This is a genomic window from Klebsiella sp. BIGb0132, from assembly GCF_024810075.1.
Taxonomy (GTDB): domain Bacteria; phylum Pseudomonadota; class Gammaproteobacteria; order Enterobacterales; family Enterobacteriaceae; genus Klebsiella; species Klebsiella terrigena.
Window position 1 is genome coordinate 233,225 of record NZ_JANUDW010000006.1, and the last position, 26,909, is coordinate 260,133.

31 protein-coding genes are annotated in these 26,909 nt (G+C 57.8%); 19 read left to right on the forward strand and 12 right to left on the reverse strand.

The window, feature by feature from the left end:
• Positions 1–115 precede the first annotated feature (115 nt).
• Positions 116–832 carry a cyclic-di-GMP phosphodiesterase MrkJ gene (gene mrkJ, locus M2416_RS17710; RefSeq protein ID WP_076945919.1) on the forward strand — a complete coding sequence of 239 codons (717 nt, stop codon included), beginning with the start codon at positions 116–118 and terminating at the stop codon, positions 830–832.
• Between the two features lie 88 nt (positions 833–920).
• Here the strand turns inward: mrkJ and M2416_RS17715 are convergent, their stop codons facing one another.
• From M2416_RS17715 to M2416_RS17755, 9 genes are all read right to left on the reverse strand, one after another.
• Positions 921–1,571 carry a fimbrial protein gene (locus M2416_RS17715; protein WP_259226208.1) on the reverse strand — a complete coding sequence of 217 codons (651 nt, stop codon included), beginning with the start codon at positions 1,569–1,571 and terminating at the stop codon, positions 921–923.
• A 14-nt stretch (positions 1,572–1,585) separates the two neighbouring features.
• A complete protein-coding gene (locus M2416_RS17720; protein WP_076945917.1) occupies positions 1,586–2,581 on the reverse strand; it encodes a fimbrial protein in 996 nt (331 codons plus the stop codon).
• On the reverse strand, positions 2,572–5,058 hold the full coding sequence (locus tag M2416_RS17725; RefSeq protein WP_076945915.1) for a fimbria/pilus outer membrane usher protein: 2,487 nt from the start codon (positions 5,056–5,058) through the stop codon (positions 2,572–2,574). The genes M2416_RS17720 and M2416_RS17725 overlap by 10 nt, the downstream gene beginning before the upstream one ends.
• A gap of 11 nt (positions 5,059–5,069) precedes the next feature.
• Positions 5,070–5,771 (reverse strand): fimbrial biogenesis chaperone, encoded by a 702-nt coding sequence (locus M2416_RS17730; RefSeq protein WP_041147074.1) that lies wholly within the window; start codon positions 5,769–5,771, stop codon positions 5,070–5,072.
• 95 nt (positions 5,772–5,866) lie between these two features.
• On the reverse strand, positions 5,867–6,475 hold the full coding sequence (locus M2416_RS17735) for a fimbrial protein (RefSeq protein WP_076945914.1): 609 nt from the start codon (positions 6,473–6,475) through the stop codon (positions 5,867–5,869).
• A 499-nt stretch (positions 6,476–6,974) separates the two neighbouring features.
• The gene (locus M2416_RS17740) at positions 6,975–7,676 is read right to left on the reverse strand and encodes an ArsR/SmtB family transcription factor (protein ID WP_259226209.1); all 702 of its coding nucleotides are present in this window, start codon (positions 7,674–7,676) and stop codon (positions 6,975–6,977) included.
• Positions 7,677–7,682: 6 nt separating this feature from the next.
• Positions 7,683–8,072 carry an amino acid-binding protein gene (locus M2416_RS17745; protein ID WP_259226210.1) on the reverse strand — a complete coding sequence of 130 codons (390 nt, stop codon included), beginning with the start codon at positions 8,070–8,072 and terminating at the stop codon, positions 7,683–7,685.
• Complete coding sequence (locus tag M2416_RS17750) at positions 8,065–8,403, reverse strand: antibiotic biosynthesis monooxygenase family protein (protein WP_041147078.1); 339 nt, start codon at positions 8,401–8,403, stop codon at positions 8,065–8,067. The genes M2416_RS17745 and M2416_RS17750 overlap by 8 nt, the downstream gene beginning before the upstream one ends.
• A 10-nt stretch (positions 8,404–8,413) precedes the next feature.
• Positions 8,414–8,611, reverse strand: coding sequence for a hypothetical protein (locus tag M2416_RS17755; protein WP_259226211.1), 198 nt, complete (start codon positions 8,609–8,611; stop codon positions 8,414–8,416).
• Positions 8,612–8,788: 177 nt separating this feature from the next.
• Between M2416_RS17755 and M2416_RS17760 the strand changes: the two genes are divergently transcribed.
• Positions 8,789–9,001, forward strand: a complete 213-nt coding sequence (locus M2416_RS17760; RefSeq protein ID WP_015585822.1) for a YdgH/BhsA/McbA-like domain containing protein — start codon at positions 8,789–8,791, stop codon at positions 8,999–9,001.
• A gap of 95 nt (positions 9,002–9,096) precedes the next feature.
• Here M2416_RS17760 and M2416_RS17765 read toward each other — a convergent pair whose 3' ends face one another.
• Positions 9,097–9,969, reverse strand: coding sequence for an EamA family transporter (locus M2416_RS17765; RefSeq protein WP_132512927.1), 873 nt, complete (start codon positions 9,967–9,969; stop codon positions 9,097–9,099).
• A gap of 81 nt (positions 9,970–10,050) precedes the next feature.
• Here M2416_RS17765 and M2416_RS17770 point away from each other — a divergent pair, with 81 nt between their 5' ends.
• On the forward strand, positions 10,051–10,557 hold the full coding sequence (locus tag M2416_RS17770) for a MarR family winged helix-turn-helix transcriptional regulator (protein ID WP_076945910.1): 507 nt from the start codon (positions 10,051–10,053) through the stop codon (positions 10,555–10,557).
• Here M2416_RS17770 and M2416_RS17775 read toward each other — a convergent pair.
• Positions 10,554–11,510, reverse strand: coding sequence for a nickel/cobalt transporter (locus M2416_RS17775; protein WP_076945909.1), 957 nt, complete (start codon positions 11,508–11,510; stop codon positions 10,554–10,556). The genes M2416_RS17770 and M2416_RS17775 overlap by 4 nt on opposite strands.
• Before the next feature lie 150 nt (positions 11,511–11,660).
• On the opposite strand from M2416_RS17775, the gene M2416_RS17780 reads away from it, so the two are divergent.
• The 12 genes from M2416_RS17780 (at position 11,661) to M2416_RS17835 (ending at position 21,733) form a co-directional block, all read left to right on the forward strand.
• On the forward strand, positions 11,661–12,137 hold the full coding sequence (locus M2416_RS17780; protein WP_115191964.1) for a MarR family winged helix-turn-helix transcriptional regulator: 477 nt from the start codon (positions 11,661–11,663) through the stop codon (positions 12,135–12,137).
• A gap of 359 nt (positions 12,138–12,496) precedes the next feature.
• Positions 12,497–13,642, forward strand: coding sequence for an amidase (locus M2416_RS17785; RefSeq protein ID WP_259226212.1), 1,146 nt, complete (start codon positions 12,497–12,499; stop codon positions 13,640–13,642).
• A 132-nt stretch (positions 13,643–13,774) separates the two neighbouring features.
• Complete coding sequence (locus M2416_RS17790) at positions 13,775–14,941, forward strand: acyl-CoA dehydrogenase family protein (protein ID WP_259226213.1); 1,167 nt, start codon at positions 13,775–13,777, stop codon at positions 14,939–14,941.
• 19 nt (positions 14,942–14,960) lie between these two features.
• Positions 14,961–15,305, forward strand: a complete 345-nt coding sequence (locus M2416_RS17795; protein ID WP_041147083.1) for a hypothetical protein — start codon at positions 14,961–14,963, stop codon at positions 15,303–15,305.
• Between the two features lie 3 nt (positions 15,306–15,308).
• On the forward strand, positions 15,309–15,836 hold the full coding sequence (locus M2416_RS17800; RefSeq protein ID WP_259226214.1) for a nuclear transport factor 2 family protein: 528 nt from the start codon (positions 15,309–15,311) through the stop codon (positions 15,834–15,836).
• 23 nt (positions 15,837–15,859) lie between these two features.
• Positions 15,860–17,167 (forward strand): aromatic ring-hydroxylating oxygenase subunit alpha, encoded by a 1,308-nt coding sequence (locus M2416_RS17805; protein WP_374761798.1) that lies wholly within the window; start codon positions 15,860–15,862, stop codon positions 17,165–17,167.
• Positions 17,164–17,643, forward strand: a complete 480-nt coding sequence (locus tag M2416_RS17810) for an aromatic-ring-hydroxylating dioxygenase subunit beta (protein ID WP_041147086.1) — start codon at positions 17,164–17,166, stop codon at positions 17,641–17,643. The genes M2416_RS17805 and M2416_RS17810 overlap by 4 nt, the downstream gene beginning before the upstream one ends.
• Before the next feature lie 7 nt (positions 17,644–17,650).
• Positions 17,651–18,391, forward strand: coding sequence for an SDR family NAD(P)-dependent oxidoreductase (locus M2416_RS17815; RefSeq protein ID WP_259226216.1), 741 nt, complete (start codon positions 17,651–17,653; stop codon positions 18,389–18,391).
• Positions 18,392–18,415: 24 nt separating this feature from the next.
• On the forward strand, positions 18,416–19,384 hold the full coding sequence (locus M2416_RS17820; RefSeq protein WP_259226217.1) for a PDR/VanB family oxidoreductase: 969 nt from the start codon (positions 18,416–18,418) through the stop codon (positions 19,382–19,384).
• 11 nt (positions 19,385–19,395) lie between these two features.
• Complete coding sequence (locus tag M2416_RS17825) at positions 19,396–19,902, forward strand: flavin reductase (protein WP_259226218.1); 507 nt, start codon at positions 19,396–19,398, stop codon at positions 19,900–19,902.
• 120 nt (positions 19,903–20,022) lie between these two features.
• Complete coding sequence (locus M2416_RS17830; protein ID WP_259226271.1) at positions 20,023–21,288, forward strand: MFS transporter; 1,266 nt, start codon at positions 20,023–20,025, stop codon at positions 21,286–21,288.
• 199 nt (positions 21,289–21,487) lie between these two features.
• Positions 21,488–21,733 carry a hypothetical protein gene (locus tag M2416_RS17835; RefSeq protein WP_076945902.1) on the forward strand — a complete coding sequence of 82 codons (246 nt, stop codon included), beginning with the start codon at positions 21,488–21,490 and terminating at the stop codon, positions 21,731–21,733.
• A 90-nt stretch (positions 21,734–21,823) separates the two neighbouring features.
• On the opposite strand, the gene M2416_RS17840 is transcribed toward M2416_RS17835, so the two are convergent.
• The gene (locus M2416_RS17840) at positions 21,824–22,297 is read right to left on the reverse strand and encodes an Lrp/AsnC family transcriptional regulator (RefSeq protein WP_041147735.1); all 474 of its coding nucleotides are present in this window, start codon (positions 22,295–22,297) and stop codon (positions 21,824–21,826) included.
• Positions 22,298–22,448: 151 nt separating this feature from the next.
• Between M2416_RS17840 and M2416_RS17845 the strand changes: the two genes are divergently transcribed.
• The 4 genes from M2416_RS17845 (at position 22,449) to fimA (ending at position 26,878) form a co-directional block, all read left to right on the forward strand.
• Positions 22,449–23,060: a LysE family translocator gene (locus M2416_RS17845; RefSeq protein WP_259226219.1), complete on the forward strand. Its 612-nt coding sequence runs from the start codon at positions 22,449–22,451 to the stop codon at positions 23,058–23,060.
• A 940-nt stretch (positions 23,061–24,000) separates the two neighbouring features.
• Positions 24,001–24,606: a tyrosine-type DNA invertase gene (locus tag M2416_RS17850; RefSeq protein WP_041147093.1), complete on the forward strand. Its 606-nt coding sequence runs from the start codon at positions 24,001–24,003 to the stop codon at positions 24,604–24,606.
• A gap of 630 nt (positions 24,607–25,236) precedes the next feature.
• Positions 25,237–25,833 (forward strand): tyrosine-type DNA invertase, encoded by a 597-nt coding sequence (locus M2416_RS17855; RefSeq protein WP_123552024.1) that lies wholly within the window; start codon positions 25,237–25,239, stop codon positions 25,831–25,833.
• Between the two features lie 496 nt (positions 25,834–26,329).
• The gene (gene fimA / locus M2416_RS17860) at positions 26,330–26,878 is read left to right on the forward strand and encodes a type 1 fimbrial major subunit FimA (protein WP_045857312.1); all 549 of its coding nucleotides are present in this window, start codon (positions 26,330–26,332) and stop codon (positions 26,876–26,878) included.
• The last annotated feature ends 31 nt before the right edge of the window (positions 26,879–26,909 follow it).

The window sequence follows — 26,909 nt, forward strand, 5'->3', positions numbered from 1 at the left end:
AAAATACTGTCATCAATTGGTCACTTGCTTTTAATAAGAATTCACAACGGCATGAAGGTCACTTATAATAATTCTACCCTGCAGCGTACGCTTGCTAAATTTCCGACACGAGAAAATGAACGCAAATCTATTTTCAGACCACAATTTATCACGTGGCGATATCTCTGTTCGTTATGTTTTTCAGAAAATGTTCTCGCCGCAGGACCAGCTCGTCGCCGTTGAATGCCTGAGCCGCTTCGATCATATTCCCGTGGCGCCCGATTTTTTCTTCCGCCACGCCAACAAAGCGCTGCGTGAAAGTATTTTCATGGAGCAGCTGGCGCTGATTGAAAAGCACAAGGCGTGGTTTATTAAAAATAATATCTCTGCCACCATCAACGTTGACGACCATATCCTCAGCATTATACGCCAGCCGCAGATCGAAGCCTATATCGAGCGCCTCGGCTGCGTGCATTTTGAAGTGACGGAAAATTCCAACAACCTGCTTAATAATGCACTTAGCGCCTGGCAAAGCACGCAAACCAGCACCCTCTGGCTGGATGATTTCGGCGCCGGCAATGCGGGCATTAACGCCATTCGCGGATATCATTTCGATTATGTAAAAATTGATAAAAACTTTTTCTGGCACTTAATGCAAAAGGAGTCCGGGCGCCCGCTAATGGATGCGCTGGTGACATTTCTTGCCCATAATAACCATAACGTTATTATCGAAGGCGTTGAGAGCGAGGCGCATAAAAAGTGGTTGCAGGGAATGTCGTGGTTCGCCATTCAGGGCCACTACTGGAAAGAAGTCAGCATTGAACAGCTGGTCGAAGAAGATAAAGTGATTTAAAAAATGCCGGGCACGCCGGCATTTTTTTCGTTTTTACAAGGTCATTAACTTAGCGAAAAGTGCGCTTTTGCTGCTGTCGCGCAGCCACTTAATTATATACCAGCTCCCAGGTTGCCCAGCTGGTCATCGGGCCCGAGGTGGCTTTTTCCGGCGCCGGCGAGACGTAACCGATATAATAGGTAAATACGCCGCCATCTACCGCTTTTTCTTTAATCTGCACCCGGTTTTGCAGCGGGTCTGCCGGGACAATTTTATTGCTCTTATCCAGCGTATTGTTGTCATTGGTCGACAGCGCCAGATAGATGTTACGCGCGCCGTCCGGCAGCGTATTCGCCAGATAGCCCGCATTTTCATTGTTGACGGTATTGACCATAAATCCGTCGATCCAGCGAACGTTCACCGAACGGACTTCGCTTTGATCCGCCGCGCCGCCGTCATGGCGCAGCTGGCAGTTCGACAGCTCCAGGGTAAAAGGCTGCGCTTTCATAAAGGCCCCGGCTCCGCGATCGTGCACCTCCGCCAGGCTCACCGGCGCCAGCCAGACGCTGCCGCTGCCGGCATTATGGCCGCCGTTAAGCGCCACGCTGCAGGAGATATCCGTTACCCGGCCGGCAAAATCTACGCGCCCGTTATCGTAGTTGGTCATAAAACCCGCGGCGGAAGAGGCAACAAGCAGGCCGCTTATCGCCAGCAGGCCGGCAAATCGTTTGCCGCCGTTCTTAGATCCATTTTCCTTCATCCCCGCCTCCCGAATTAATCGTACGTCAGGTTAAAGATCATGTGAGACTCAACCTCGCCGGTGCTGGTGGCCGCCGCGTACTGATAAAAACGCGCAAGGAAAGGTATCGTGATGTAGCGCGTTTCCTGGTTACTTAAGGTCCCGACGTTGTAATTCTTATTGAACTCAACCGGCACGCCGCCTTTCAGCACCTGAATCCCAATCCCTTTGGCTATCGCGCTGCCGGCTTTTTCATTCAGCAACGCGCCACGGGTGAGGGTCGTGCCGGTCGCAAGGGTACCGGAGAAAGAGGCCTCGATATTGGCATAGCCGGTGGTGCTCAGCCCGCCGCTGCATTGCAGCTCAATATTAAAATTTTTGCCGCCGGCGTAGGTGCCGACGCCGTTCAGATCGCTGCGCTTAATGGTCCCGACGTCAACGTTCATATTCTTACCGCCGAGCACCGTACAGGAGGGAGAAACCACGGTAATCGCATTGGCGCTGAGGTAGGTTTCCAGAATCGGGTTGTTGCCCCGCTCCCAGTCGTAGGAGGTATATTTCCCCGCCGCCAGAGTACCGCTGCCGGTGACCGCGGCGGTTTTAATGATCTCCAGCGTAAAACGGGAGCCTTCCAGAGAGTAGTTGGTGGTTCTCGAGACGGACGACGAGAAAACGTCGGGATAGGTGATGTTCACCGTCGCGCCGCCGCGGCTAAAGCGCATGCCGATACCGGGCACGTTGGTGGAGTAGACCTTATTGCCCAGATCGCTCGAACCGGTAGAGACGATCTTCGCCGCAAAGCGGTTGGTGCCGGACGTACAGCTGTAGCTGGCCCCGCCCGGCGCGCTCATCGTCCAGTCCCGGGAGACAATCACCGAGCCCACCGGCAGATCGGGCGGAACCACAACCCTGCCGACGACCATATCCAGGTTCACCGTCGGCTGCGACAGGCGCGAGCAGGCGGCCCAGGCTGAGGTGGTCCCCAGCGCCATCAGGCCAATAAAAAGCGTCAGTTGTTTACTCAGCGACATACCCTTTCCTTTGATTTTGCCTTGCCCAGTTCCACCGTGCACTGCCCGCCGCTCCACTTAACGGTCGCGTGCTGAACGCTGGCGTCACTGATAAACATCATGCTGCCCTGGCCGACCACGCCAATCTCTTTGCCACTCGGGTCGAAAATGCTGGCAGCGAACGGCAGCGGCTGGCTATTTGCCTGGCGTGCCATAATCGTCACGTTGTTCTGCACCGTGGTGCCAAACGACACCTTCACCACGCTGCCTTCCCACGGCACCACCTGGGCCACGGTGCGATCGAAGGCGATATCGTCATGGCTGCCCTTCGGATCGATCTCGATGGAGTTAATCCGGTACGGGCGCAGATACGGCAGGATGGCGTAGCCGTTGCCGTCGACGCGGGTGCCCGGCGAGCCGGGCAGCATCGCACCTGCGGCATCTTTCGCTTCGATAAGCGCCATCGTGCTGCCGCTTTCCGGGGAGAACACCACGCCGTGGCGATGGGCGATCAGCGTCCCGCTGGCACCGAGGCCGCTCTGGCGATATCCCTCGCCCTGGCTATAGCTGCCGTTCAGGGTGGTCCACGGCGTGCGGTAGCTTCCGTTCAGCGCGACATCGTGCTGGCCGCCGGTGGCGGTAGTGGTCGAGACGCCGTAGTTGAGGTTGTTCTCGCTATCCAGCGAACCGTTGATGCCAATCTGCGAACTGCTAAAGCGCGAGTTATTAAACGAGGTATTCGACGTCAGGTTGGCGGTCCGATTTTCGCCAAACCACAGCGGATAGCTGAAGTTAAGCGAGACGCGGTCGTCGCGATTGTGGCCGGAACTGTCCGGCGTATAAACGCGCTGCGCGCTGGCGGACCACGAGAGGCGGCCGAACATATTGTTGTAGCTGAGCTGATACTGCTTCTCGGTGCCCGAACGGTTCCAGTAATCGGAGATCCGGCCGCTGAGATAAAAGCCGCCCCAGCCGTCCGGCAGGTTCTGGTTAACGGTGAAGGTCATGCCGTTTTTCTGCCGCCACAGGGTGTAGCTGCTGTTGCGGTTCTTCTCCTGGTCGACGGCGTACAGCGCGTCGTTCAGGTTGTAGTAGCCTTTGGTGGAGTAGCGATAGGCCGCCAGCACGATGCTGGTCTGGGTATCGGTAAACATGCGGTTAAAGGTGGCGCGGTAGCTCTGGCCGCTCTCGTCGAGGGTATCGCTCTTCAGCCGGGACTGGGTAATATCTAACGACAGCGCGCCGATGCCGGTATTCATCCCGGTCCCCAGCAGGAACGCCTGGTAATCGTCAAAGCCCGTGACGCCGGTATAGCCGGTAAAGACGTTATTCAGGCCGTGCTGCCAGGTCGCCTGGTAGAGCATCGGCTTGTTACGCAGCCCGCTGTCATCGACCTTACCGGCCGACAGCGCATAGCGGGTCATCCCCGGACGCAGCAGCTGCGCCACCGAGGCATAGGGAACGCTAAAGACCTGCACCGAACCGTCGGCCTCTTTGACCGAGACTTCCAGATCGTTACCGTAGCCGGAGGGATAGACGTCCTGCAGGGTAAACGGACCCGGCGGTACCGAGGTCTGATAGATAATGTTGCTGCCCTGACGCACCGTTACCAGGGCGTTGCTCTGCGCCACGCCGCGAATTTCCGGCGCGTAGGAGCGCATTCCGTCAGGGAACATGTTGTCATCGGTCGCCAGGTTGACCCCGCGCAGGCCAATGGTGTCGAAGAATTCGCCGTTGGTAAAAATCTGCCCGCCGCTGACGATCGAGTTGATCTGCGGGATCGGCCGCTGGAGATAGGTTTGGTTGCTGTTCCAGTGCGCTTTGCCCTGCTGCTGCTGCCAGTTCAGGTTACCGACGTGCTTGAGCAGCCAGCCGTCCCAGGAGAGACCGGCGTTAAGTCCCAGATAGGCGCTGCTGTTATCGGAGCCGTTATTCCCCGAGGTGTGGCTGGTCCAGGTGTTGGCCATCCAGCCGAGGTTCAGCGCCGCAATGCCTTTATCCCAGAACTCCGGGCTGACATAGTTTTTCAGGCGCTGATCTTCATAGATTTGCGGCACGGAAATTTCCAGCCGCAGGGAGGACTGAATCAGGTTGTCTTTAACGTTTTCTTCGTTACGCCACTCCTTCAGCCGTCCGCAGTAGCCTTCCTGCTTCCCCAGCTGCGGATTGAGCTTTTCCGCGGCAATGCCGTAGCGCTCGAGCATCTCTTTGGTGTAGCAGATCCCCATATTGCCGTCTTTATCGCGGGTGACCTGCAGCTCGTAGCGCCCTTTCCACTCGCTGTTGGTGTAGACGTCGAGGGAATAGGTGCCCTCAGAGATGGCGCTGGCGGAGAAGCGTGACAGATCGACCTTTTCTCGGCTGCCAACGATAAAACCGTCGTTAAACTGGTATACCGTTCCCGGGCTTTCCTGTCCGCTGGAAAATGGCGGAAAGCAGAGCAGCGCCATAGCGATCGCCGAACTTAACCTTCCCGGGCAGATGGTCCTCTGCTTCATGATAGTGTCCCTTATTTAACGGCTACTTTCACTGCCACATCTGCGCCATAGTCATTGATATTATTAATCGTCAGGGTCTCGCCTCTGCTCACGGCAGAAGAGAGGGCTACGGTCTGACTGGACTGTGGAGCGAGCATCACCGTTTTGCCGTTCAGGGCCTTGCCGCCGTCGCGGGAAATACGGCTTACGGTGAGATAAAATGGCGTAGGGTTGCTGACCGACAGGCTGCTGCCGCTGGCCGAAAGCGCTAATTTCTCCGGCGCAGCGTCGCGGTTGCCCAGCCCGGTCGGGCGGTAGATAAACTTAAAGCGCGAACGAATCGCCAGCTGCAGGATGTTCTGTCCTTCATTTTTTTGATTAGCCTCTACCGGCGGTATTTCCAGCAGATTAAGCCACCACAGCGTCTCTTTATCTTTGGCAAGCCCGGCGCTGCTGCCAAGCTTAATACGTAAGGTCTGCCCGCTTTTAGCATCCACGCGGGATATTGGCGGGGTAATAATAAATGGCGTGGTAATCGTATCCGGCGTGGCGTCGGCGTTGCCGTTATCCAGCCAGGCCTGCGCCAGCGCCGGACGATCGGCGGTATTCGAAAGCTGTACCGTTATTTCTTTTTCATTTCCGGGATAAATAAAGCGGGTGCCGTTAACAATAATATTATTGGCGTGGGCCGCAAAACTAAAAATGAAACAGAAACAAAGGGCAATACGCTTCATGCTGACCTCAGACGGGAAAAAATAAGCGGCAGCGGCTGCCGCTTTATCAATGCATATAACCGCCTCGAGCAAGGCGGTTTATTTTCAGACGATAATTACTGGTAGGTAATTTCGTAAGTCGCGTAGCTGTTAACCACGCCGGTAGTTACGGTAGCCGGGGTGCTGGTAGCATAGCCAACGAAGTAGGTGAAGCGCGCGCCATCCTGAACGGCAGAAGCATCGCCAGTTGCTTTAGGCTGAGTGCTGTCGCCCGGGATGATTTTGTTGTTCAGAGTAGTGGCATCGTCTGTAGACAGAACCAGCTGGATGTTTTGTGCACCGGCAGCTTCGGTGTTAGCCAGATAGCCAACCTGTTTGCCGGCAGCGCCAGCCAGCAGGTTACCGCCGGTCCAGTTCACGCCCAGTTTAGACACGTCGTCTTGTTTGGTGCCGTCGGCAGCCTGGCAATCAGATACGTCAATGGTGAAAGATTTCGGTTTCAGGTAGGTGTCTGCACCCGCCGCTTTCACTTCAGTTAAGGTTACCGGAGAGAGGTAAACGTTAGCATCGCTGCCCTGACCGTTTACGGAAACAGTACAAGATACGTCGGTAACTTTACCGAAGAAATTAACCTGGCCACCGCCAACAGTGGTATCAGCCGCATTTGCCGCTGCCATACCGAAAAATGCCGTTGCCATTGCTGCAGAGAGAAGAACCTTTTTCATTGCCATTTCCTTGTCAGAGTGAGTTTTGTATCAATAAACCAACAGTAAATCTGCAGACGATAAGAAACGTTATGCGATGCCCATCGCTGCAACTGTGAATAGAAACTTCGACTGACCGGAAGCCGCAATATTTAAGGCGTCAGGACGCGAATTCAAATAAGGAATTCGATAATGCTGTCGGCGTCAAAGAATGCTATTTTTCGCTGATAAATATACATTTGCTTATAACTTGTTACATCACGCTGACGATAGCTACCACCTATCAATTATTGATAAACAATAACTAAAAACGATAATTAAGTTATTTACTTCAGAAGGGATAAGGCGCAAGGGATATATCTATGGAGGTAAATATCATGACAAATATTGCTATTTGATGACCATCGGGAACAATCTGAATAATAGCGAGGATAAGGTCACGGGAATAGCGCCAGGCGATGTAATAAAAAACGTTCAGCCGCCGGTTTGTGCTGGCGGCCGGGCCCGGCGCCCTCCGCTCCTACAGCGGCAGCTGGAAGTGCCGGGCCAGGGCGCGCTTTCCTTCCGCGCTGACGGAAACCTCGCGAAAGCCCGGCGTCAGCACAAACCAGCCCTGCTGCTGACCATGCTGCAGGAGTGCAGCACCGACGATCCCGCCGGCGTGAAAGCGCCTTTCGCTCCAGTCCAGGCAGGCGCAGCACGCTTTGCGTCGGCCATCGCCGGTTAAGACAATCCCCAGACGGGAAAAGTGTGCTTCCCCCGCAGGCGTTACCGCCGAACCGTCGGGCGTAATCCAGGCCTCGCGCAGTAAAAATTGATAAATGGCCACCGCCAGCTCGCCGGCGAGATGATCGTAGCAGGTCCTGGCGTGGCGTAAATTAACCGGCGTTCGGGTGGTCAGCGTCAGCGCCCCCTTCCCGGCCATGGTCATCATATTCTCCACCAGGCCGGCGACGTCCGCCCCCGCCAGCCGGTAGTAGCGATGCCGCCCCTGCGCCAGGCATACCAGCAGCCGGCCGTTCACCAGGCGGCTCAGGTGCGCGCTGGCGGTAGAGGCGGAAATGTCCGCCGCCGTAGCCAGCTCCGTCGCCGTCCAGGCCCGGCCGTCCATCAGGGCGCAGAGCATTTTCACCCGCGAACTGTCGGCCATGGCGGAAGCGATCGCCGCCACGGCGGCGGCCAACGACTCATCATCGGTAATAACTGCGGCAGGTTTGAGCATATTGCCTCACGCGTGCGTGGCCCAGCGGCGCGTCGCCTCCTGCGCCAGCGGGAAATTATCGGTAACCAGAATCAGGCGATTATCATGGTCGCTGTACTGGGTCAAAATATTGACCCCCTGCGCGGCCAGCGCCCGGGCGATGGCGCCCAGCTCTCCCGGCTGCTCCTGCTTGAGGCGGCGAATTAGCGGCTGAGTAACCGCCATCACCGGGATCCCGGCCCGTTCCAGCGCGGTCCTGGCGCGCTCGCCATCGGCCACCAGGAAATGGGCGTGGCACCGGTCATCGACGGTGAAGACGCCGCCGCCCTCCAGGCCCACACCGCCCTTGCCGAGCGTTTGCCCGAGCAGCGCCAGCGCGCCCGGACGATTGGGCAGAATCACATAAATATCATACATGACCGCGATCCTCGCCTCTTTCAGCGCCTTTTTGCGCACCGTATTCACGCATCAGCCGGGTAATGCGAATCTGATAGTCGGCAAAGATACTCTCCTTACCCTCCTGCTGAGCCTCCCGGTGGGCGAGGTTATTTTTCCAGGCCAGTACCGCCTGCTCATCGCGCCACCAGGAAAGCGACAGAATTTTCCCCGGCGTCGTCAGGCTCTGAAAACGCTCAATGCTGATAAAACCATCGACAGTGCTGAGCAGCGGCTTAAGCTCCGCCGCCAGCGCCAGATAGCGCGCCTGGCCTTCCGGCGCCACCTCGGCTTCAAAGAGTACGGCAATCATTGTGTCATCCTTATTTATTCAGCGGTGCCGCCACTCTATGCCCCCCGCCCCGCAGATGCTTCGTCGGCGGACGAAGTATCGACCGCGCCTGCCTGGTTAAAAAAGCGCCAACACATTCACCAAAACAATGACCAAGACCCTGGAAAAGAAAAATCTCCGTGCCGTCGGCGGTAATTTTTCCTGAGAAATAAACCACGACCATTTTCATCAACCCACTGTTTTTATTGATTAATCAACATTGAAACGTCACCTGAACGTCATCTTAATGGCACAAAAGTGTGATCTAAATCGCACTTTTTGCAACGCGCGTTATAGTTAGCAGACTTATTATAAACCCATCGAAAGCACAGCGCTTTCCACCTGTAAAGTTAAAAGGAAAAACACCATGAAAAACGTAAAATTACTTGCCGCCGCCGGTATGCTGTCCCTGGTTTCTTTTGCTAGCTTCGCTCAGCACCCGGTCAGCGTGACCGCAGATACTCTGGACAGCGCGGAAGCGAAAATCGCTACCATCGCTAAAGATCAGGGCGCGTCTTACCACATTACCGAAGCCTACACCGGTAACCAGGTTCATATGACCGCCGAGCTGTCCAAATAACAGAATGGTTGCAGAGGGAGCTGCCGGACTGGCCGCCTGAAGGCGGCCCGTTTGGCTCCCGCCACGCAATAACCATGCAGCAATGTCGGGCCCCTTTATGGGGCCTTTTTTGTTAGCGCACGCTGAATAGACAGCACGCTGAGCAGCACCACGACCAGCCCCACCAGCGCCAGCCCCTGAATCTTCTGCCCGAGAATAATCCAGCCTAACAGCACCGCGGTCACCGGGCTCAGCAGGCTGAGCGCCGAGACCGCCACCGGCGAGAGGCGGCTAATCCCGCGGAACCACAGACCGTATGCCAGCATCGCTCCCGCCACGCACAGCCACAGATAGCCCGCCGCCTGGGTCAGGGTCACCTGCTGTAAAGGAGGATCGACCAGCAGCGCAATCGGCGCCAGCACCACACCGCCAATCAGCAGCTGCCAGCCCGTCAGCGCCACCACCGGCAGCGATATCGCCCAGCGGCGGGAGAGCCAGGTTCCCAGCGCCATGCTGACCGCCCCTAAAAACGCCGCGCCGATGCCCAGCGGATCCAGCACCGTCTGCGGAGAGAGCAGCAGCAGCGCCATGCCGATAATGCCGGTACAGGCCGAGGCAACCGCCATCCACGGCGATCGCTGCCTGTCCACGGACCAGGCCAGCAGCATCACCAGCAGCGGCTGAATGGCGCCGATCACCGCCGCCAGCCCGCCGGGCAAGCGATAGGCGGCAATAAACAGCAGCGCCTGGAAGGCGCCAATATTGAGGATCCCGGTGACCACCAGCTTCCACCACTCGCTGCGCAGAGGAAAGCGGCGGCACCAGATTAACAGGGCGATCCCCGCCGGAAGCACCCGCAGCAGCGCCGCGATAAACGGCCTGTCCGCCGGTAATAGCTGCGAGGTGACAATATAGGTCGTCCCCCAGATGGCCGGGGCCAGGGCGGTCAACAGCAGGTCAAAAACGGGCGAACGCGAGAGAAAGGTCATGATTTTATCTTCACATCAAGGTAAATTAGTCAGCCAAGTATGTATCGACAGATATCTTGATATCAAGGTAAGTGGGCACGAATGGACAAATCACCGCAAACAGACGCCGTAGACCGTATTCTTGAACAGTGGAAGCGGGAGCGTCCCGATCTTGACTGTAGCCCGATGGGGCCGATTGGCCGCCTGAAGCGCTGCGCCATGCTGCTGGAACCGCGCGTCGAGGCGGCGTTTATCCGCCACGATCTGGTGCGCTGGGAATTTGACATGCTGGCGACCCTGCGCCGGGCGGGAGAGCCGTTTACCCTCTCGCCGACCCAGCTTTTTTCGACGCTGATGATCACCTCCGGCACCATGACCCACCGCCTGAAGGCGCTGGAAAAACGGGGGTTCATATGCCGGCTGGCGAATCCGCAGGATGCGCGGAGCATGCTGGTAGCCCTGACGCCGGAGGGGCGAGAACGCATCGATCGCGCGGTTGAAACGCACGTCGAGAACGAACGCCAGCTGCTGGCGGGACTCACTGCGGAGCAGCGCCAGCGGCTGAACGACGCGCTGGCGGAACTGATGCGCCTGCTGGAAGCGGACTAGCAGCCGGCGGCGATATAGTCGCCGTTGGCGCTGATCGGGATCACCGTCAGGAACAGCACGCAGGCAAACAGAATCAGAATGATGCCGCCGGCAATCTTCACCGCCGGAACCAGCAGCCTGAGGCGCCCGCCGCCGCCGGCAAACAGGCCGACCGCCCGTTCGCGGGCGTAGCGCACCGCCAGCGACAGGCCGAGGATCGACAGGGCCGTCCCCAGCGACATGGCCATCACCGCGGCAATTCCCCAGCTGACGATCCCCAGGGCGTTGGCAAACAGCAGGATCATAATCGCCCCGCTGCAGGGCCTCGCGCCGATTGCCAGCACCACCCCGAGCCGGGTTTTCCAGTCCACCTGCGCCAGCTCGCGCCCGACGCCGTGGTGGCCGCAGCCGCAGTTTGCGCTATGGTCATGCAATGGCGTCAGCGAACCGATCGCTATCTTTCGCGGCCGCACGCTTTTAAGCGTTTGATAGATAATAAATACGCCGAAGGCACCGACCATCAGCGCGCTGATTTTTTCGACGTACCAACGGCTGGTGCTGAGATCGCCGGAGGCAAGATTGAGCCCTATCGCCAGAATAAATACGAACAGGATGGCGCACGCGCCCTGCATCAGGCTGCCGAGAAACGGCACCACCCGCGCCGCCAGCAGGCTCTCCTTATTGGTGCTGAGATAGGTGGTCACGATAAATTTTCCGTGCCCCGGCCCGACGGCATGCAGCACACCGTAGAGGAATGCCCCGCCAAGCAGCCATACGCCGCCGCTGTACTGGTGGTTGTTGAGCTGCAAAAGATACATCACCAGATAGCGGTGGAGCGTGATTTGCGTCGCCAGGCACCACTGAATAAACGCGCCCCAGTGCGCATGGAGTCCCCAGCCGCACCACAGTAACGCCAGCGCGGGCAGCCCCAGCGACAGCAGGCGCCAGTCGCGCGCGAGAATGCGAGTTGTCATCATTTTTCGCCATTAAGTGAATCTGAATTTTCCGCCCGGCGGGAGAGGCTCTTCCTCCGCCAGCGCGCTGAATAACGGGGATATTGCGTTTTGCAATACCCGCTAAATACGCATAACATCTGCCCCAATATATCGTCGTCAGGCAAGGAGATGCTTGTGGAACACAATACCGCTTCCGAGCGACCAGACAGCCACGAAAGCCGCTTCCATAAAGAAGAGTTTCCCTTCTTCTGGGTGGTCAACGTCTATGCAAAGTATACCCAGCAGATGGAAGTCGAATTAAAAAAAATCGACATCGACCTCTCGCGCTTTCGGGTGCTGATGCTGGTTCATCAGTACCACCGGGCCAGCATCTCCCGCATCACTGAATACGCCGTCAGCAAAATGCCCACCGTCACCAAAATTGTCGGCCGCCTGCGCGACGATGGTCTGCTGACCACCCACGTCAGCGCCAGCGACGGGCGCGTCACCGAAGCGGAGCTCACCCCCGCCGGCGAGGCCAAGGTGGCGCAGGCGCAGGTCCTGAGCAAAAAGGTCTTCACCAAAGCGTTCAAAGGGATTACCCCGGCGCAGGAGAAGAAAATGAACCACGTGCTCTCCCTGCTTCTGCACAACCTCGACGATTAATTCCCTTTCCGACGCGGCGACAATAACCATTTTGAGCCAATGGCTATTATCGCCTGCCCGCCTTACCCCTCGTTTTTCGCACGCTTTTTTATCATTTTTTTAACTTATATTTTGCGCTTTATTTTGTGACCAGCATCAAGAGAATAAAATATAACCACAACTTAATTCCAATAAAAATCAATATATTAAAAAATATTTTTTGTTTATAAAATGTTCTTATAGCTAAAAATGATGTGAAAAGTACGTTACAAATTACTTGAAGTTTCAAGTTTTAATGACAAGATTACCTCAGGTCCAGCCCGGCGTATTTTTCATACAGCCGACGCATTTCAGGTTATCGCTAAACGGGAACGTGAACCATGGCTAAGCAACATTGCACGGGTATTACCGAATCTCGTTCCGGGTTTATCTCTCGCTTTACGCTGGGCGCCGGGGAGCTGACGTTTGCGGCCAAAGATACGCTTGATATCGCCGGCCACCCAACCCGCGCCGGCAGCCCGGTGATGCAGGCCGCCCTGCCGGCGAGCGGGCACGCCGCGGTGATTCAGCGGCTGCTGGAGAACGGCTGTCGCCTGCTGGGCAAAACCACGCTTCACGAGCTGGCTTTTGGCGTTACCGGCATTAATGCGTGGAGCGGGACACCGCTTAACCCGCACTATCCGGCGCTGATCCCCGGCGGATCGTCCAGCGGATCGGCCACCGTGGTCGCCGCAGGCGAGGTCGATTTTGCCCTCGGCACCGACACCGGCGGCTCGGTGCGGATGCCCGCCGCCTGCTGCGGCGTGGTCGGCCTGAAGCCAACGTGGGGACGCGTGAGCCGCGAAGGGGTTATCCCTGCCCACAGCTCTCTGGACTGCGTCGGCTTCTTCGCCCGGGAGGTCGCCACCCTGCGTTCGGCTCTTGAGAAGGCGCTGGGGGAAACGGCGGCGCAGTTCCCGGCACAGCGCGGCGAGGCCGGCTTTATCTCCGGCCTGGCCAGCGCGGAGATTGACCGGCTGATCCTCGCGCGTCTGGCGCAGGCAGGCGTAGCGCCGTCGGCGGTGACCCTTCCGGGATTCAGCGCGGCGCACGAGGCCGGGCTGACGATCATCAGCCAGGAAAACTGGCAGGCTTTTCACGCCATCGTTGATGCCCCGGAGCTGGCGGCGGACGTTGCGCTGCGCATCCGCGCCGGGGCGGATATTAGTCCGGCTCAGCGGCAGGCGGCCGAGCAGGTGCGGGCAGCGTTCACCCGCGCCGTCGACGCGCAGCTGGCCAGGACGCCGTTTATCTTACTGCCGACCCTGCCGGCGCTGCCGCCCACCCTGCAAGAGGCGGCCGATCCGCTCAGGGTGGTCAACCTGACCCGGCTGGTGCGCCCGTTTAATTTAAGCGGCCATCCGGCGCTGACCCTGCCGGTTGGCGCAATAGACCAGCGCCCCGTCGCCCTGCAGATAGTCGGCGGGAAAAACAGAGAGTTCGCTTTACTCAGCTTTGCCGAATCGCTGCTGGCAAAACTGAAATAAAATTCAGACCCCAGGCAAAATATAATAATAGTCCAAAAGGATCCCCGCAGCTTATTCAGCCAGGCGGCGGGGATAGCCGAATAACGGCGGATATAAAAATTTATTCTCTTTAACTGGAAGAGGCAAAGTCGCATGTTACATTCATCTGCAATATCACGTGCGGAAAAGACGCTGCACGCCACGAATAGTGAATTAAGCGAACTTCTCGGCGATTTAAAACAGCGCAGCGAGGAATTTGAGCAGCAGAAATATATCTCCCACGATATTATTTCACGCTTTAAAAAGATTGGCGTTTATCGCGCGCTGGTGCCAAAACGCTACGGCGGCGACGAAATATCGCCGGCGGAATTCTGCCAGCTGGTGGAAACTATCGCCACCGCCGACGGCTCCGCCGGCTGGGTCGCCAGCTTCGGCATGAACCCGTTTTATCTCGGCGGCCTGCCGCCCGCAACCCTCGATGAAATCTACCGCCGCGGCCCGGACGTGGTCTTTGCCGGCGGCATTTTTCCACCGCAAAAGGCCACCACCCTCGACGACGGCTTTCGCGTCAGCGGCCGCTGGAGCTTCGCCAGCGGCTGTACCGGGGCCGAGCTTATCGGCGTCGGCATCCTCCCGGACGACGGTTCGGCCCGCCCGCTGCCGCGTATCGCGGTGCTGCCCGCGGACCGCTTCACCATCGACCCGGTGTGGAATAGCGTCGGCCTGGCGGGCACCGGCAGCCATGACGTGATCCTCAGCGACGCCTTTGTCCCGGCGGAGTGGACCTTTATCCGCGGCGGCGCGCTCAACCTCGACGGGGCGCTGTACCGCTACCCGGTGCTGTCGCTGGCCACCCAGGTGCTGTCCGTCGTCGCGCTGGGGATCGCCCGCGCCGCGCTGAGCGAAGTCTACGCCATCGCCGAGCGGCAAAGCTCCGTCACCGGCGCGCCCTGCCTCGCCGACCGCCAGTTTGCGCAGATGGAAATCGCCCACTGCGAGGCGGAGCTACGCTCGGCGCGCTGCTGGTTCTACGACGCCATTGACGACGTCTGGCAGGCGATCCTGCGCGGCGATGAACCCGGCGAAGCGGCCATCAACGCGCTGCGCCTCTCCTCCACGCATATTACCCGCGTCTCCTCCTCGGTCACCACCCGCGCGCTGAAGCTGGCCGGGATGCCGGGGATCGCCATGCGCAGCCCGCTGCAGCGCTACGCCCGCGACTCGATGGTCATCACCCAGCACGCCTTTATGGGCGAGCTGACCTATATCAATGCCGGCAACATGTTCTTCGGCCACCCGCCGCTGCCCGGCTACCTGTAACCCTATAAGGAGACTCACTATGATCCGCGTTTTATTCTGCATCGGCGTAAACCAGAACTTTTTTGACGCAACCCCGGAGGTGGGCAAGCAGGTGTGGGCCGCCTTCGGCGAAATGATGAACGGCATCGCCAACGTCGACGGCGTCACGGTCATCGGCAATATGGATGACGACCGGACGATGGTCGGGCCCTCAACCGGCTGGCCGTGGACCACCTACGTGCTGGCCGACGCCCGGGATTTCGAGGCCGTTACCGCCGCCTGCAATCTGTTTCGCAGCGTGCAGGTCGGCGGCGGCCCGGACCGGCTGTGGAAATATTGCAAAGTCGAAGCCCGTACCGGGCGAGAACTGATTATCCAGGCCTAGCCGATGAAGAATATACACACCCTGCTGCAGCGACTGGATAAGCTCGAAGCCGCCGACCAAATACGCCATCTCATCAGTCAATATATGCATTTATGCGATGACCTGAGCCATCCGGATATTGCCCGACAGATCGCCGACTTATTTAGCGAAGAGGCGGTTTGGGAAGGCGTTGGCGATTTATATCAAAGCAAGCTGGGACGCTATTGCGGACGTCAGGAAATAGCCGAAATGATGGCGCGCTATATTAGCGAGCCCGCCCACTTCGCCATTAACGTCCACTACCTGACCGCGGAATATATCGATATCGACGCCGAGAATAGCGCCAGCGGACGCTGGAAAATGCTGCAGGCGTCCACCTTTCGCGCCGGCGGCTCGCATTTGAACAGCGCCGAGCTGGTGATTCGCTTTAAAAAAACGGATGAGCGCTGGCTGATTGAACATTTCACCACCCGAAACCTGTTCAGCCGCCCGGTTGACGGCTGGCACTCGCTCGCCGATCTGCCCGTACCCGCCAGAGAAGCACAACAATAACGCCTGGAGATTGAGCAATGTCGATACCCGAAACGATCCCTGTTAAGAACCTCCTGCCCGGTGACTGCCCGGCCGCGCTGGGCGCGCTGGTGCAGTCAGACCGCGTGCATACTTCGCTGTACACCTCCAGCGACATCTTCGCCCTCGAGGTTGAAAAGATCTTTAACCGCACCTGGGTGTGGGTGGCCCATGAAAGCGAAGTCCCCGACGCGGGAAGCTTTAAGTCCGCCATGGTCGGCACCCAGCCGGTTATCGTGGTGCGCGATCGCAAAGGCGGGATTAACGTCCTGCTCAACCGCTGCCGCCACCGCGCCGCCACCGTCTGCGAACACCGCAGCGGCAAAACCAACGGCTTTACCTGCCCGTACCACGGCTGGGGCTACGGTCTGGACGGCGCCCTGCGCGGCGTTCCGCATCCGGAAAGCTACGGCGACACTCTCGAAAAGGACCAGCTTGGAATGGTGCGCCTGCGCACGGAGAGCTACGCCGGCATGATCTTCGCCAGCTTCAACCCGCAGATAGAGCCGCTGACCGATTTCCTCGGCCCGGCGATGAAGTGGATGGATCTGTTTATGAAACAGGGCGCCGGCTACCCGCTGCAGGCCACCACCGCCCACCGCTTCCGCTTTCCGGGCAACTGGAAAATCCAGCTGGAAAACACCACCGACGGCTACCACTTCCCCATCGTGCACAAGTCGTTCCTCAGCTCGGTCGATAAGCAAACGGAAGAGATGCTCAACTTCGTCGATGGCAAAGGTTTCGTCGAGGATCTCGGCAACGGCCACAGCGTGATGGTGATGATCCCTGAGCTTATCGATCTCGACGAAAATCTCGATGCGCCGATCCCCGAGCGCTTCCTCGAGCTGGCGCAGGGGCTGCGCGATGAGGGGCATGAAGAGCAGCAGGTGCGGCGGATCGTTCGCGCGGTCGGCGGCAGCGGCTTCAACCTCAACCTGTTCCCCAACGTCGCCTGCTCTATGGCGTTTTTCCGCGTGCTGCAGCCGCTGTCGGTCGAGGAAACTGAAATTCACCACGTGGTGCTGACCATGAAGGACGGCCCGGCCATCGCTAACCAGGCCCGCCTGCGGATGCATGAGCACTTCCAGGGGCCGATGGGCTTCGGCACGCCGGATGACTCCGAGGCCTGGGAGCGCGTGCAGCGCGGCGGCGGCGCGGGCGGCGATCTGTGGATCATGCTCAACCGCGGCCTGCCGGGAGAAACACGCACCGCCGACGGCCTGCGCGGCGACGTCAGCGCCGAAACCGGCATGCGTGCCGCCTATCAGCAGTGGAAACGCTACATGACCGCAGAGAACAGGGGGCAAAAATGAACCCACAGCCGATCCTCAACGCCGCCGTTCACTTTATTAATCTCGAAGCGGACCTGCTCGATCAGGGCGAATTCCGCGAGTGGCTGACGCTTTGGCAGCCGCAGGGGATGTATATCATTCCCGTCGACCAGCAGGCCACCGACTTTGCCAACACCCTGAACTACGCCTACGACAACCAGGCCATGCGCGAAAAGCGCGTGAACCGCCTGTACAGCGGGGAGTCTATCTCCACCACGCCGCGGGCGCGCACCGTCCGCATGACCGGCCGCCATCGCCTGCTATCCGCCGACGAGGAGCGCGTGGAGATCCGCTGCGCTCAGTTCCTCTATGAATACCGCAAAGGCAACGAACAGCACTATGTTGCCGACCTGAGCTACGTCCTTAAGCCGCAGGGCGAGACGTTCCTGATCGCACAAAAGGTAGTCCGCCTGATTAACGGCGACGACTTCCTGCACAGCATTGGCTACATCCTGTGAGGTCCCTATGAAACGAAGCGTACTCGTGACCGGCGCCGCCAACGGCCTCGGCCAGATCATCAGCCGCCACCTGTGGCAGCAGGGCTATCAGGTCGCCATGGCGGATCTCAGCCTTGAGGCCGCGCGCCTTAGCGCGCAGGAGATTGACCGCGGCGAAGCGCGCCTGCTGCCGCTGGCGCTGGATATTCGCCAGCCCGCACAGTTCAGCGCCGCGCTGGAGCAGATCGGCGCGCGCTTTGGCGAACTGGACGTGCTGGTAAACAACGCCGCGCTCACCCTAACCACGCCGATCATGGAGATCTCGGTGGAGGAGTTCGACAGGGTGACCAGTACGAACCTGCGCGGCACCTTCCTCGGCTGCCAGATCCTCGGCCGCTACTTTAGCCAGCGCAAGAGGGGCAGCATTATCAACCTCGCCTCCCTCGCCGGGCAAAACGGCGGCACCGCCTCCGGCGCCCACTACGCGGCCTCGAAGGGCGGTATTTTGACCCTGACCAAAGTCTTCGCCCGCGCCCTGAGCGCCGACGGGGTTAGCGTCAACGCCATCGCTCCCGGCCCGCTGGATCTCCCCTCGGTGCACGCCGCGGTGGGGGCCGACAAAATGCCGGCGCTGCTGGAGATGATCCCGATGAAGCGCCTCGGCGATCCGCTGCTGGTGGCCCGCGCGGTCGAGCTGCTGGCGGCTCCATCCGCCACCTTTATTACCGGGGCGACCTGGGACATCAACGGCGGCATTTACATGCGCTAGGCCCCGCGAGGGGGGAGAACACAGATGGCTGAAACACTGATCGTCCGCGTCGCAGAACGCGAAATGCAGGGCACCGACGTCGCGGTACTGACGCTGGCCTCCGTCGACGGCGCCGCCCTGCCGTCGTTTAGCGCCGGGGCGCATATCGACCTTCACCTCGGCGACGGGGTGGTGCGTCAGTACTCGCTGTGCGGCAGCGCCCATCACCCGCAGCAGTATCGCCTGGGGATCCTCAAGGATCGGGCATCGCGCGGCGGGTCGCTGGCCGCCCATCGGCTGGCGGTGGGCGAGACGGTGGTCATTAGCCCGCCGCGCAACCTGTTTGCGCTCGACATGGAGGCCGAACACAGCCTGCTGATCGGCGGCGGGATCGGCATCACCCCCATGCTGGCGATGGCGGATACGCTGTTCCGCGCCGGGAAATCCTTTGAGATCCACTACTGCGGCCGCAGCCGGGAGAGCATGGCGTTTCTGCACGAGCTGGCGGACTGCCATTTCAGCGCCCACGTCCGGCTGCATATCAGCGATGAGGGGCACAAGGTGCGTCCCGCCGAGGTGCTGGCCGGGCACCATCGGGCGGGACACCTCTACGTCTGCGGGCCGGAAGGCTTTATGACGTGGATAGCCGATGCCGCGCGGGGCTGCGGGTTTAGCGCCGGGCAGCTGCATCAGGAGTATTTCAACCGCGAAGTCGAAACCGGCGGCGAGCGCTTTGAGGTCGAGGTGCCGGAGCTGGGCCTCACCGTCAGCGTCGCCGAGGAGCAGACCATCGTCGCCGCTCTGCAAGAGGCGGGGATTAAGGTCAAAGTCTCCTGCGAGCAGGGAGTCTGCGGCACCTGCCTCGCCAACGTCTGCGGCGGCGTGCCGGATCACCGCGACGAGTATTTAACCGCTGAAGAACGTGAAGACAATGACCAGATCCTGCTGTGCTGCTCGCGGGCCAAAAGCCCGCGTCTGGTTATCGAAGGCTTCGAATACGTCAAACTGAAATAACGGATACCGCTATGAACCTGACATCTGATTTCCGTAACGCCATGGCGCAGCTGGGCAGCGCCATTACCATTATCACCACCGACGGCCCGGAGGGACGCTTTGGCTTTACCGCCTCCGCCGTCTGCAGCGTCACCGATTCTCCGCCCACCCTGCTGGTGTGCATGAACCGCTCCTCCTTCGCCCATAGCAAATTTAAAGAGAACGGCGTTCTGTGCGTGAACGTGCTTTCCGCACGGCACCAGGCGCTTTCAGCAATCTTTGCCAACAGCCAGCTGCGTTCGGAGGAGCGTTTTCAGCACGAGCAGTGGCTGGCGCTAGAAACCGGCTCGCCGGCGCTGGCCTCCGCCGTCGCCAGCGTCGACTGCACGATTAGCGCCAGCCATGAGGTTGGCAGCCACAGCGTGTTTTACTGCGAGGTCCGACAGATTCGCCAGGACCAGCCCGGCGACGGCCTGGTGTGGTTTAACCGCCGGTTTCATACCCTTAGCGCCGAGGCCCTCAGCCAGGCTACACCATAACTAAAAAAACCATCGCGACGTTTACCCGGCGCCCGCTCGCTGGCGCTCATTTTCACCTGTAGTGGAGTTCACGCAATGTCCGGATCTGCGAACGATATGACGCCAGGCAAGCCGCAATCAATGCGCAAACTGATTATTGGCTCTTTTCTCGGTAACTCACTGGAGTGGTACGATTTCTTTCTCTACGGTACGGCGGCGGCGCTGGTTTTCGGCCCGCTGTTCTTTCCGGCAACCGACGATCCTTTGCTCGGCGCGTTTCTGGCGCTATCCGGCTTCGCCATCGGCTTTATCGCCCGACCGCTGGGCGGCATCGCCTTCGGGCATCTGGGCGATAAGTACAGCCGAAAAATGACGCTGATAATCACCCTGACGCTGATGGGCGCCAGCACCTTTCTGATCGGCCTGCTGCCAACCTACGAGCATATCGGCATTCTGGCGCCGATTGCCCTGATCAGCCTGCGCTTCGTGCAGGGCGTGGCTTCCGGCGGGGAATGGGGCGGCGGCGTGCTGATGCTGAGCGAGAACGCGCCGGAAAGCCAGAAGGGCTACTACACCGCCTGGAGCCAGGTGGGGGTTTCCGGCGGCTTTGTGCTCTCTTCCCTCGCCTTCTACCTGGTGCAGCTGCTGCCCCAGGAGGACGTGCTGGCCTGGGCATGGCGTATTCCGTTCCTGCTGAGCCTGTTTATTTTCCTCGTTGGGGTCTATATCCGGCGCAACATCGAGGAGAACGCCGAGTTCGTTGCCCGTAAAGCGCAGCCGGCGGAGCAGCCTCTGCCGGTGCTGGCCGCCTTTAAGCATCACCCGAAAGCCATTTTACAGGCCATCGGCCTGCGGCTGGCGGAGAACGGCGCGGTCTACATCTTTTTCACCTTCTCGGTGGTCTACTGCAAGCATATCGGCATCGATACCAGCCAGACCATTGCCGCCGTCACCATCGCCATGGCGGTGGAGATCGCCACCATTCTCGGCTGGGGCTGGCTGTCGGACCGCATCGGGCGCAAAAAAGTCTACTATGCCGGCGTGATCGGGATGGCGCTGGTGGCCTTCCCCTTCTTCTGGCTGCTGCAAATGCACAGCTTCCCGGCGATCCTGCTGGCGATGCTGCTGGCGCTGCCGGTCTGCCACGGGGCGATGATCGCCGCCCAGCCGTGCATGATGGTGGAGCTCTTTCCGGTGGAGGTGCGCTATACCGGCCTGGCGCTGGGGCATGAAATCGGCGCGGTGATCTCCGGCGGCATTAGCCCGATGCTGGCGGTCGCCTTCCTGATGACGTGGGACAGCTACGTGCCGATCGCTCTGATGCTGCTCACCTTCGCCCTGCTGGCGCTGCTGGCCCTGATGAGCATCCGCCAGCCCGCCGCGCGCCGTCAGCAGCAGACGGCCTAGCGAAATTACCGTTCGGCGTCATAGGCTTAGCGGCCGTTGACGCCACCTTCGCCGACTGAGGGTCCGTTCAAATTTAATTTTAAACAAACTATTTGATAACAAAGCACTTTTTACGACAGCGAAAAAATATTCCCCGGCCACAATAGCGGTTAAATATTATTCATATGTCGGTTTGTTTTTTTATTTGAAGGGCTAGTTTATGAAAAAAATCATTCTCTCTCTGGTCACCGCCGCGCTGCTGCTGCCCGCGCTCTCCGCCCACGCAACCTACCGCAGCGATAACCGCCAGGACGCTCGCGATATCCGCCAGGACTCGCGCCAGGACGGGCGAGAGACCAAACAGCAGTGCGTAAGAGACGACAACAAAAGCAACGCCGGCTGCCGCCAGGATAAGCGCGAGAACCGTCGCGACGGCCGCCACGATGCGCGCAACGAGAAGTGGTAGGCTAAGCGCCGCCCGACGGGCGCGACCACGCGCCCGTTGATCTCCCCGCCGCATCCCCCTCCCCTCTGACTCATCGCGGCTGCAACGGCGCTATCGCGACGGGTTCAGGCTCTCCAGCGGAAAAGGACGATCCTGCACCACGGTTTTCATCACCAGGGTCGATCGCAGGTGCTGAACGCCGGGCATCGCGGAGAGCTTGTCATCGTATAGTTTCTGGAATGCCGGCAGATCGCGGGTCACCACGTGCATCAAATAATCCGGATCGCCGAACAGGCGCTGCGCCAGCACGATCTGCGGGATCTCTTCGACCGCCTCTTCAAACGCGCTCACCGCCCGCTTGTCTCCCTCTTTTAAGGTGGCAAAGACGATCGCCATAAAGTTAAAGCCCATCTTTACCGGATCCAGGCTCGCGCGATAGCCGGCGATGGTCCCGTCCTGCTCCAGCGCGCGCAGCCGTCGATGGCACGGAGAAAGGCTGAGATTGACCCGCTCCGCCAGTTCGGTTATCGAGAGGCGGCCATCGGCCTGCAGCTCGGCAAGAATTTTTCGATCTATGCTGTCCATTTGGAAGATTTTCACTTTTAAAAGGGGTTTTAAGCATAACATTGAAAGCTCATTGCGCATCATTCCCGATATTCTTGCGGGTAACTTTTCGCAAGAGTTTGAGCGCAATCGCCATGCACAATGGATCCAACCACGGTGGGGAGAGCCCGCTATGGAAATGAGTTTTATCGCGAGCTTCTGGCTGGTCTCTTTTCTGCTGATCGTCACGCCGGGGGCCGACTGGGCTTACGCCATCAGCGCCGGGATCGACGGGCGACGGGTGGTGCCTGCCGTGGCAGGACTGATGTCCGGGCATCTGCTGGCCACCCTCGTGGTGGTTGCCGGGGTTGGGGTGCTGATCGCCGGACATCCGCTGGCGCTGTCGGCCATCACGCTGCTGGGCGCGGGCTATCTGCTGTGGCTCGGTATCGGCATTTTACGCCATCCGTCGACACCGTCGGCCGCCGAAGGGCGGACGGATAGCTGGCAGGGCTGGGCGATAAAAGGGCTTTGCATTAGCGGCCTGAATCCAAAAGTCTTTCTTTTGTTCCTTGCCCTGCTGCCGCAGTTTACCGATCCGCACGGCAGCTGGTCGGTAGCGATGCAGATGTCGGCGCTGGGCTGCCTGCACCTGATAACCTGCACGGCTATCTATTTGCTGGTCGGCTACGGTTCGAAAACGGTATTAAGCGCTCGCCCCCTGGCGGCGCAAAGGGTCAGCGTCGTTTCCGGTATCATCATGGTGATAATTGCCCTGTTCTTATTCTACGAGCAGCTAAAATAACCGTGACGCGCGGGCGAAAAAGGATCAATATTGCCCCGAGCGTTTAATCCCTGAGGCCGCGGCGTGAATTTATCGCGCAGCGGCCAGCGCTATTTCCGTCAGCCTTCCGAGGTGGATCCGGCGTCATTAAATAGCCTGTAAAGCGGATCAAACATCGCGTTTCAGGTGCGAGTAATAATCACTTCAAAAAACCCGATAAAACCAGCACGCTTATTCCGGCGTAAAACAACTGGTACCAAAAATTCCAGATAACTCCAAAAAATTCCAAACAAACCGTAAACAAGATGAGCGGCTGGCTCAGCGACGCCGGGGGAGTTTCCTCCTCACCGGCGGCGTAAATAATTGGCCGCCGGCGCCACACATATCGCTTTACTTATTATTACTATTCTCCGCCTGAAATTTGCAGTATGGTTTAGGCGCTGTTGTAGTGATGCAGTCAATGCTATCCGGCGTGGATATCGTTCTTCGCAAGCTGCGGGACATTTATGCAATATTCATCTGCGGTACGCGGCCTGAACTCTCCGTCATGGAATGATGGCAAGCCCGCCGGGAGTTTAATTATTACAGTACTATGAGTCAGGAGAGACCCCGACCCATAGCCTATGCCTCTCTATTTATGGAGCGCATAATCAGGAGAAAAGCAGGATGAACCGGACGCTGAAACCACCAGGAAAAACGTATTATTTCAAAGAGATAAAAACACCATCCGTCACTCTCAATGAAGCCATCGCGCCCCGAACGCGGGGATACTTTCTGCTTCACTCATTATCGCAAACGTAATGACCTGACCCGGCAGACATATATGCTGGAATACCTTCCCTGCGCCCTAAAAGTACAGCGAAAGGTAAAATTAACGATTAAACATTACAGCCGGATGTAAAAACTGGCCTGCTGACGATGGCCAGAACGTAATGTATGCCTGCAATTAAAAGGGATGATAATGAAAAACAATACCGATATCAAAAAAAGGAACTTCCTGACTCAAGCCGAAATAGAGTCGCTGTTGAAAGCAGCCAATACGGGAACGCATGCCGCGCGTAACTACTGCCTGACGTTATTGTGTTTTATTCACGGACTGCGCGCCAGTGAAATATGCCGCCTGCAAATATCCGATATCGACCTCCGTTCAAAATGTATTTATATTCATCGTCTGAAAAAAGGATTCTCTACTACCCACCCGTTACTGAATAAAGAGATTCAGGCATTAAAAAACTGGCTGGAGATCCGTAGCAGCTATCCCGATAGCGACAGCGAGTGGCTATTTTTGTCCCGGAAAGGTAATCCCCTTTCTCGCCAGCAGTTTTACCAAATTATTTCGTCATCCGGAGACCATGCCGGACTGTCGCTGGAAATACATCCGCACATGCTCCGCCACTCCTGTGGATTTGCGTTAGCCAATATGGGAATCGATACGCGATTAATCCAGGACTATCTCGGACATCGTAATATCCGCCATACCGTCTGGTACACCGCCAGCAACGCCGGGCGCTTTTACGGTATCTGGGACAACGCCAAAGAGAAGCAGCGCGTTAGCCTTATCCAGTAATCTCAGCCAACGCCACGGAGGGCGTTGTCATGCGCCGCCGCCGCGGGAAACATTAATAAATATTAACCATGCGTTAATTGCGATTAATGTTCCCGCAAGTTCTTATTTCAGCAATAAACAAGCAAATTGCGATATCCCTGGATATATTCCGGATATCCGCTCGCTATTTATAAGCGCGCGTAACGATTGCCACCTATTGGGCCCGGAAGGCGCGGAGTCACCCGCGTGGTAGCGGGGGATGATACGCCCCGCAGGGCGCGGAAACTCCGGGCACTGCGCCGGCTCTGGCAAGGGCAAAGCGGGTCAATAAAATAGCCTGGCGCACGCGTTTTAAATGCTTGCGAACTATTTTTTCATCTATCATATCGCCCGCAATAACTTTTTCCCTTTTGATTTTATGAACCTGGCAACGATTGCCGGCGTCTCTATTGTGGTATTGAATAAAATCCATAAAAATAAGAATTATCGCGTGGCGCTATTTTCGCTATGTGTAAATGTAATGTGATCGCCTTTTTGAAATTAAATACCTTCATATAATACGGTTTTAACATCGCGGATTATTTTTTCATCAGCCTGAACGTTTTTTCAGGCTGAGGTTCTGGTGCAAATTAAATACAGGAGCAATGTATTGTGAATCGACGTCGTTTTCTTACTGGTAAAGAAGTTCAGGCTATGATGCTGGCCGTTCGCCACGGGCCCACGGGCGAACGTGATTATTGTCTTATCCTGCTGGCGTTTCGCCACGGCATGCGCATCAGTGAGCTACTCAACCTGCACTACCGCGATCTTGACCTCAGCGAGGGGCGCATCAACGTCCGCCGGCTGAAGAACGGATTTTCAACCATCCACCCGCTGCGCTTTGACGAGCTGGAGGCCATTGAGCGCTGGACCCGGGCTCGTGCCGGCTGGAAGGCCGCGCAAAGCACCGACGCTATTTTTATCTCCCGCCGCGGCACCCAGCTCTCACGGCAGCAGGCGTATCGTATTATCCGCAGCGCCGGCGAAGAGGCCGGAACCGCCACCCACACCCATCCGCACATGCTGCGCCACGCCTGCGGCTACGAGCTCGCCGAAAGAGGGACAGATACGCGTTTGATTCAGGATTATCTGGGACATCGCAATATTCGCCATACGGTACGCTATACCGCCAGCAACGCGGCGCGTTTTGCCGGATTATGGGAAAGAAATAATTTGCTGGATAAAAGTATCCCTGAGCAGAAGAAATAAATTATCACTTTGATAAATAAGATAAATTTCGTGAATGAATAGGTCAATTGGGGCCAAACTGTTTATATCATAAAAATGTTTTGTAATCTTTTGCAACTGGCAAGTGCATATATTTCCAAAAATAATAAATATCTAATTGATTAAAAACACTTTTTACTCCGACATTTATTTACTTTCATTTCCATCCGATTCGTAACCTCGCCTTGTCCTCTCCGCTGACTCAGCCACTCCGTTTACGCTACTAAAAACAAAAATCCAGCATAAAAAACCACAAAAAAGAACAACAAAGAACTTTAAATTCAAAACTACGCCTTAAAACCCCCTAATTTCAGCACTTTAATCCAACGAGTCAAAATGGCCCCAATTGACTCATCGTTGGGGCAAAAACTGAGCAGAGCCGGCAGTCGGACCATTCGGCTGACATATGGAATGCCTGGAAGGCACAAAGACTGCCAATTTCGGTTCGTAATATCGACATTGTTTAAAGGAAAACAACATGAAAATCAAAACACTGGCAATCGTTGTTCTGTCAGCCCTGTCCCTGAGCTCCGCGGCGGCTTTGGCCGATACCACCACGGTAAACGGCGGGACAGTGCATTTTAAAGGGGAAGTGGTCAACGCAGCCTGTGCAGTAGACGCCGGCTCTATCGATCAAACCGTGCAGCTGGGCCAGGTGCGTTCAGCCAAACTCGCTACCGCGGGCAGCACCAGCTCCGCCGTTGGTTTCAACATCCAACTGGACGACTGCGATACGACCGTTGCGACTAAAGCCTCCGTTGCCTTCTCCGGCACCGCGGTCGATAGCACCAACACCACCGTACTGGCGCTGCAAAACTCTGCAGCCGGCGGCGCAACTAACGTTGGCGTCCAGATCCTCGACAGCACAGGCACCGCGCTGGCGCTCGACGGCGCAACCTTCGGTGCTGCCACCACGCTGAACGACGGCACCAACATCATTCCGTTCCAGGCTCGCTACTACGCGACCGGCGCAGCAACTGCCGGTACCGCTAACGCCGACGCGACCTTCAAAGTTCAGTACGAGTAATTCACCATCACGCACGGATGCTCGTCGGGCC

What these genes read in the sequence shown, in the direction of transcription:
- M2416_RS17845 (WP_259226219.1), top strand. Translation starts at nt 22,449, where the DNA reads ATGGAAATGAGTTTTATCGCGAGCTTCTGGCTGGTCTCTTTTCTGCTG.
- M2416_RS17755 (WP_259226211.1), bottom strand. Translation starts at nt 8,611, where the DNA reads ATGAAAATGGTCGTGGTTTATTTCTCAGGAAAAATTACCGCCGACGGC.
- M2416_RS17720 (WP_076945917.1), bottom strand. Translation starts at nt 2,581, where the DNA reads ATGTCGCTGAGTAAACAACTGACGCTTTTTATTGGCCTGATGGCGCTG.
- M2416_RS17760 (WP_015585822.1), top strand. Translation starts at nt 8,789, where the DNA reads ATGAAAAACGTAAAATTACTTGCCGCCGCCGGTATGCTGTCCCTGGTT.
- M2416_RS17810 (WP_041147086.1), top strand. Translation starts at nt 17,164, where the DNA reads ATGAACCCACAGCCGATCCTCAACGCCGCCGTTCACTTTATTAATCTC.
- M2416_RS17765 (WP_132512927.1), bottom strand. Translation starts at nt 9,969, where the DNA reads ATGACCTTTCTCTCGCGTTCGCCCGTTTTTGACCTGCTGTTGACCGCC.
- M2416_RS17785 (WP_259226212.1), top strand. Translation starts at nt 12,497, where the DNA reads ATGGCTAAGCAACATTGCACGGGTATTACCGAATCTCGTTCCGGGTTT.
- M2416_RS17735 (WP_076945914.1), bottom strand. Translation starts at nt 6,475, where the DNA reads ATGAAAAAGGTTCTTCTCTCTGCAGCAATGGCAACGGCATTTTTCGGT.
- M2416_RS17775 (WP_076945909.1), bottom strand. Translation starts at nt 11,510, where the DNA reads ATGACAACTCGCATTCTCGCGCGCGACTGGCGCCTGCTGTCGCTGGGG.
- M2416_RS17790 (WP_259226213.1), top strand. Translation starts at nt 13,775, where the DNA reads ATGTTACATTCATCTGCAATATCACGTGCGGAAAAGACGCTGCACGCC.
- M2416_RS17795 (WP_041147083.1), top strand. Translation starts at nt 14,961, where the DNA reads ATGATCCGCGTTTTATTCTGCATCGGCGTAAACCAGAACTTTTTTGAC.
- M2416_RS17820 (WP_259226217.1), top strand. Translation starts at nt 18,416, where the DNA reads ATGGCTGAAACACTGATCGTCCGCGTCGCAGAACGCGAAATGCAGGGC.
- M2416_RS17830 (WP_259226271.1), top strand. Translation starts at nt 20,023, where the DNA reads ATGCGCAAACTGATTATTGGCTCTTTTCTCGGTAACTCACTGGAGTGG.
- M2416_RS17745 (WP_259226210.1), bottom strand. Translation starts at nt 8,072, where the DNA reads ATGTATGATATTTATGTGATTCTGCCCAATCGTCCGGGCGCGCTGGCG.
- M2416_RS17715 (WP_259226208.1), bottom strand. Translation starts at nt 1,571, where the DNA reads ATGAAGGAAAATGGATCTAAGAACGGCGGCAAACGATTTGCCGGCCTG.
- M2416_RS17850 (WP_041147093.1), top strand. Translation starts at nt 24,001, where the DNA reads ATGAAAAACAATACCGATATCAAAAAAAGGAACTTCCTGACTCAAGCC.
- M2416_RS17835 (WP_076945902.1), top strand. Translation starts at nt 21,488, where the DNA reads ATGAAAAAAATCATTCTCTCTCTGGTCACCGCCGCGCTGCTGCTGCCC.
- M2416_RS17725 (WP_076945915.1), bottom strand. Translation starts at nt 5,058, where the DNA reads ATGAAGCAGAGGACCATCTGCCCGGGAAGGTTAAGTTCGGCGATCGCT.
- M2416_RS17730 (WP_041147074.1), bottom strand. Translation starts at nt 5,771, where the DNA reads ATGAAGCGTATTGCCCTTTGTTTCTGTTTCATTTTTAGTTTTGCGGCC.
- M2416_RS17780 (WP_115191964.1), top strand. Translation starts at nt 11,661, where the DNA reads ATGCTTGTGGAACACAATACCGCTTCCGAGCGACCAGACAGCCACGAA.
- M2416_RS17800 (WP_259226214.1), top strand. Translation starts at nt 15,309, where the DNA reads ATGAAGAATATACACACCCTGCTGCAGCGACTGGATAAGCTCGAAGCC.
- M2416_RS17840 (WP_041147735.1), bottom strand. Translation starts at nt 22,297, where the DNA reads ATGGACAGCATAGATCGAAAAATTCTTGCCGAGCTGCAGGCCGATGGC.
- M2416_RS17770 (WP_076945910.1), top strand. Translation starts at nt 10,051, where the DNA reads ATGGACAAATCACCGCAAACAGACGCCGTAGACCGTATTCTTGAACAG.
- M2416_RS17825 (WP_259226218.1), top strand. Translation starts at nt 19,396, where the DNA reads ATGAACCTGACATCTGATTTCCGTAACGCCATGGCGCAGCTGGGCAGC.
- M2416_RS17815 (WP_259226216.1), top strand. Translation starts at nt 17,651, where the DNA reads ATGAAACGAAGCGTACTCGTGACCGGCGCCGCCAACGGCCTCGGCCAG.
- mrkJ (WP_076945919.1), top strand. Translation starts at nt 116, where the DNA reads ATGAACGCAAATCTATTTTCAGACCACAATTTATCACGTGGCGATATC.
- M2416_RS17740 (WP_259226209.1), bottom strand. Translation starts at nt 7,676, where the DNA reads ATGCTCAAACCTGCCGCAGTTATTACCGATGATGAGTCGTTGGCCGCC.
- M2416_RS17750 (WP_041147078.1), bottom strand. Translation starts at nt 8,403, where the DNA reads ATGATTGCCGTACTCTTTGAAGCCGAGGTGGCGCCGGAAGGCCAGGCG.
- fimA (WP_045857312.1), top strand. Translation starts at nt 26,330, where the DNA reads ATGAAAATCAAAACACTGGCAATCGTTGTTCTGTCAGCCCTGTCCCTG.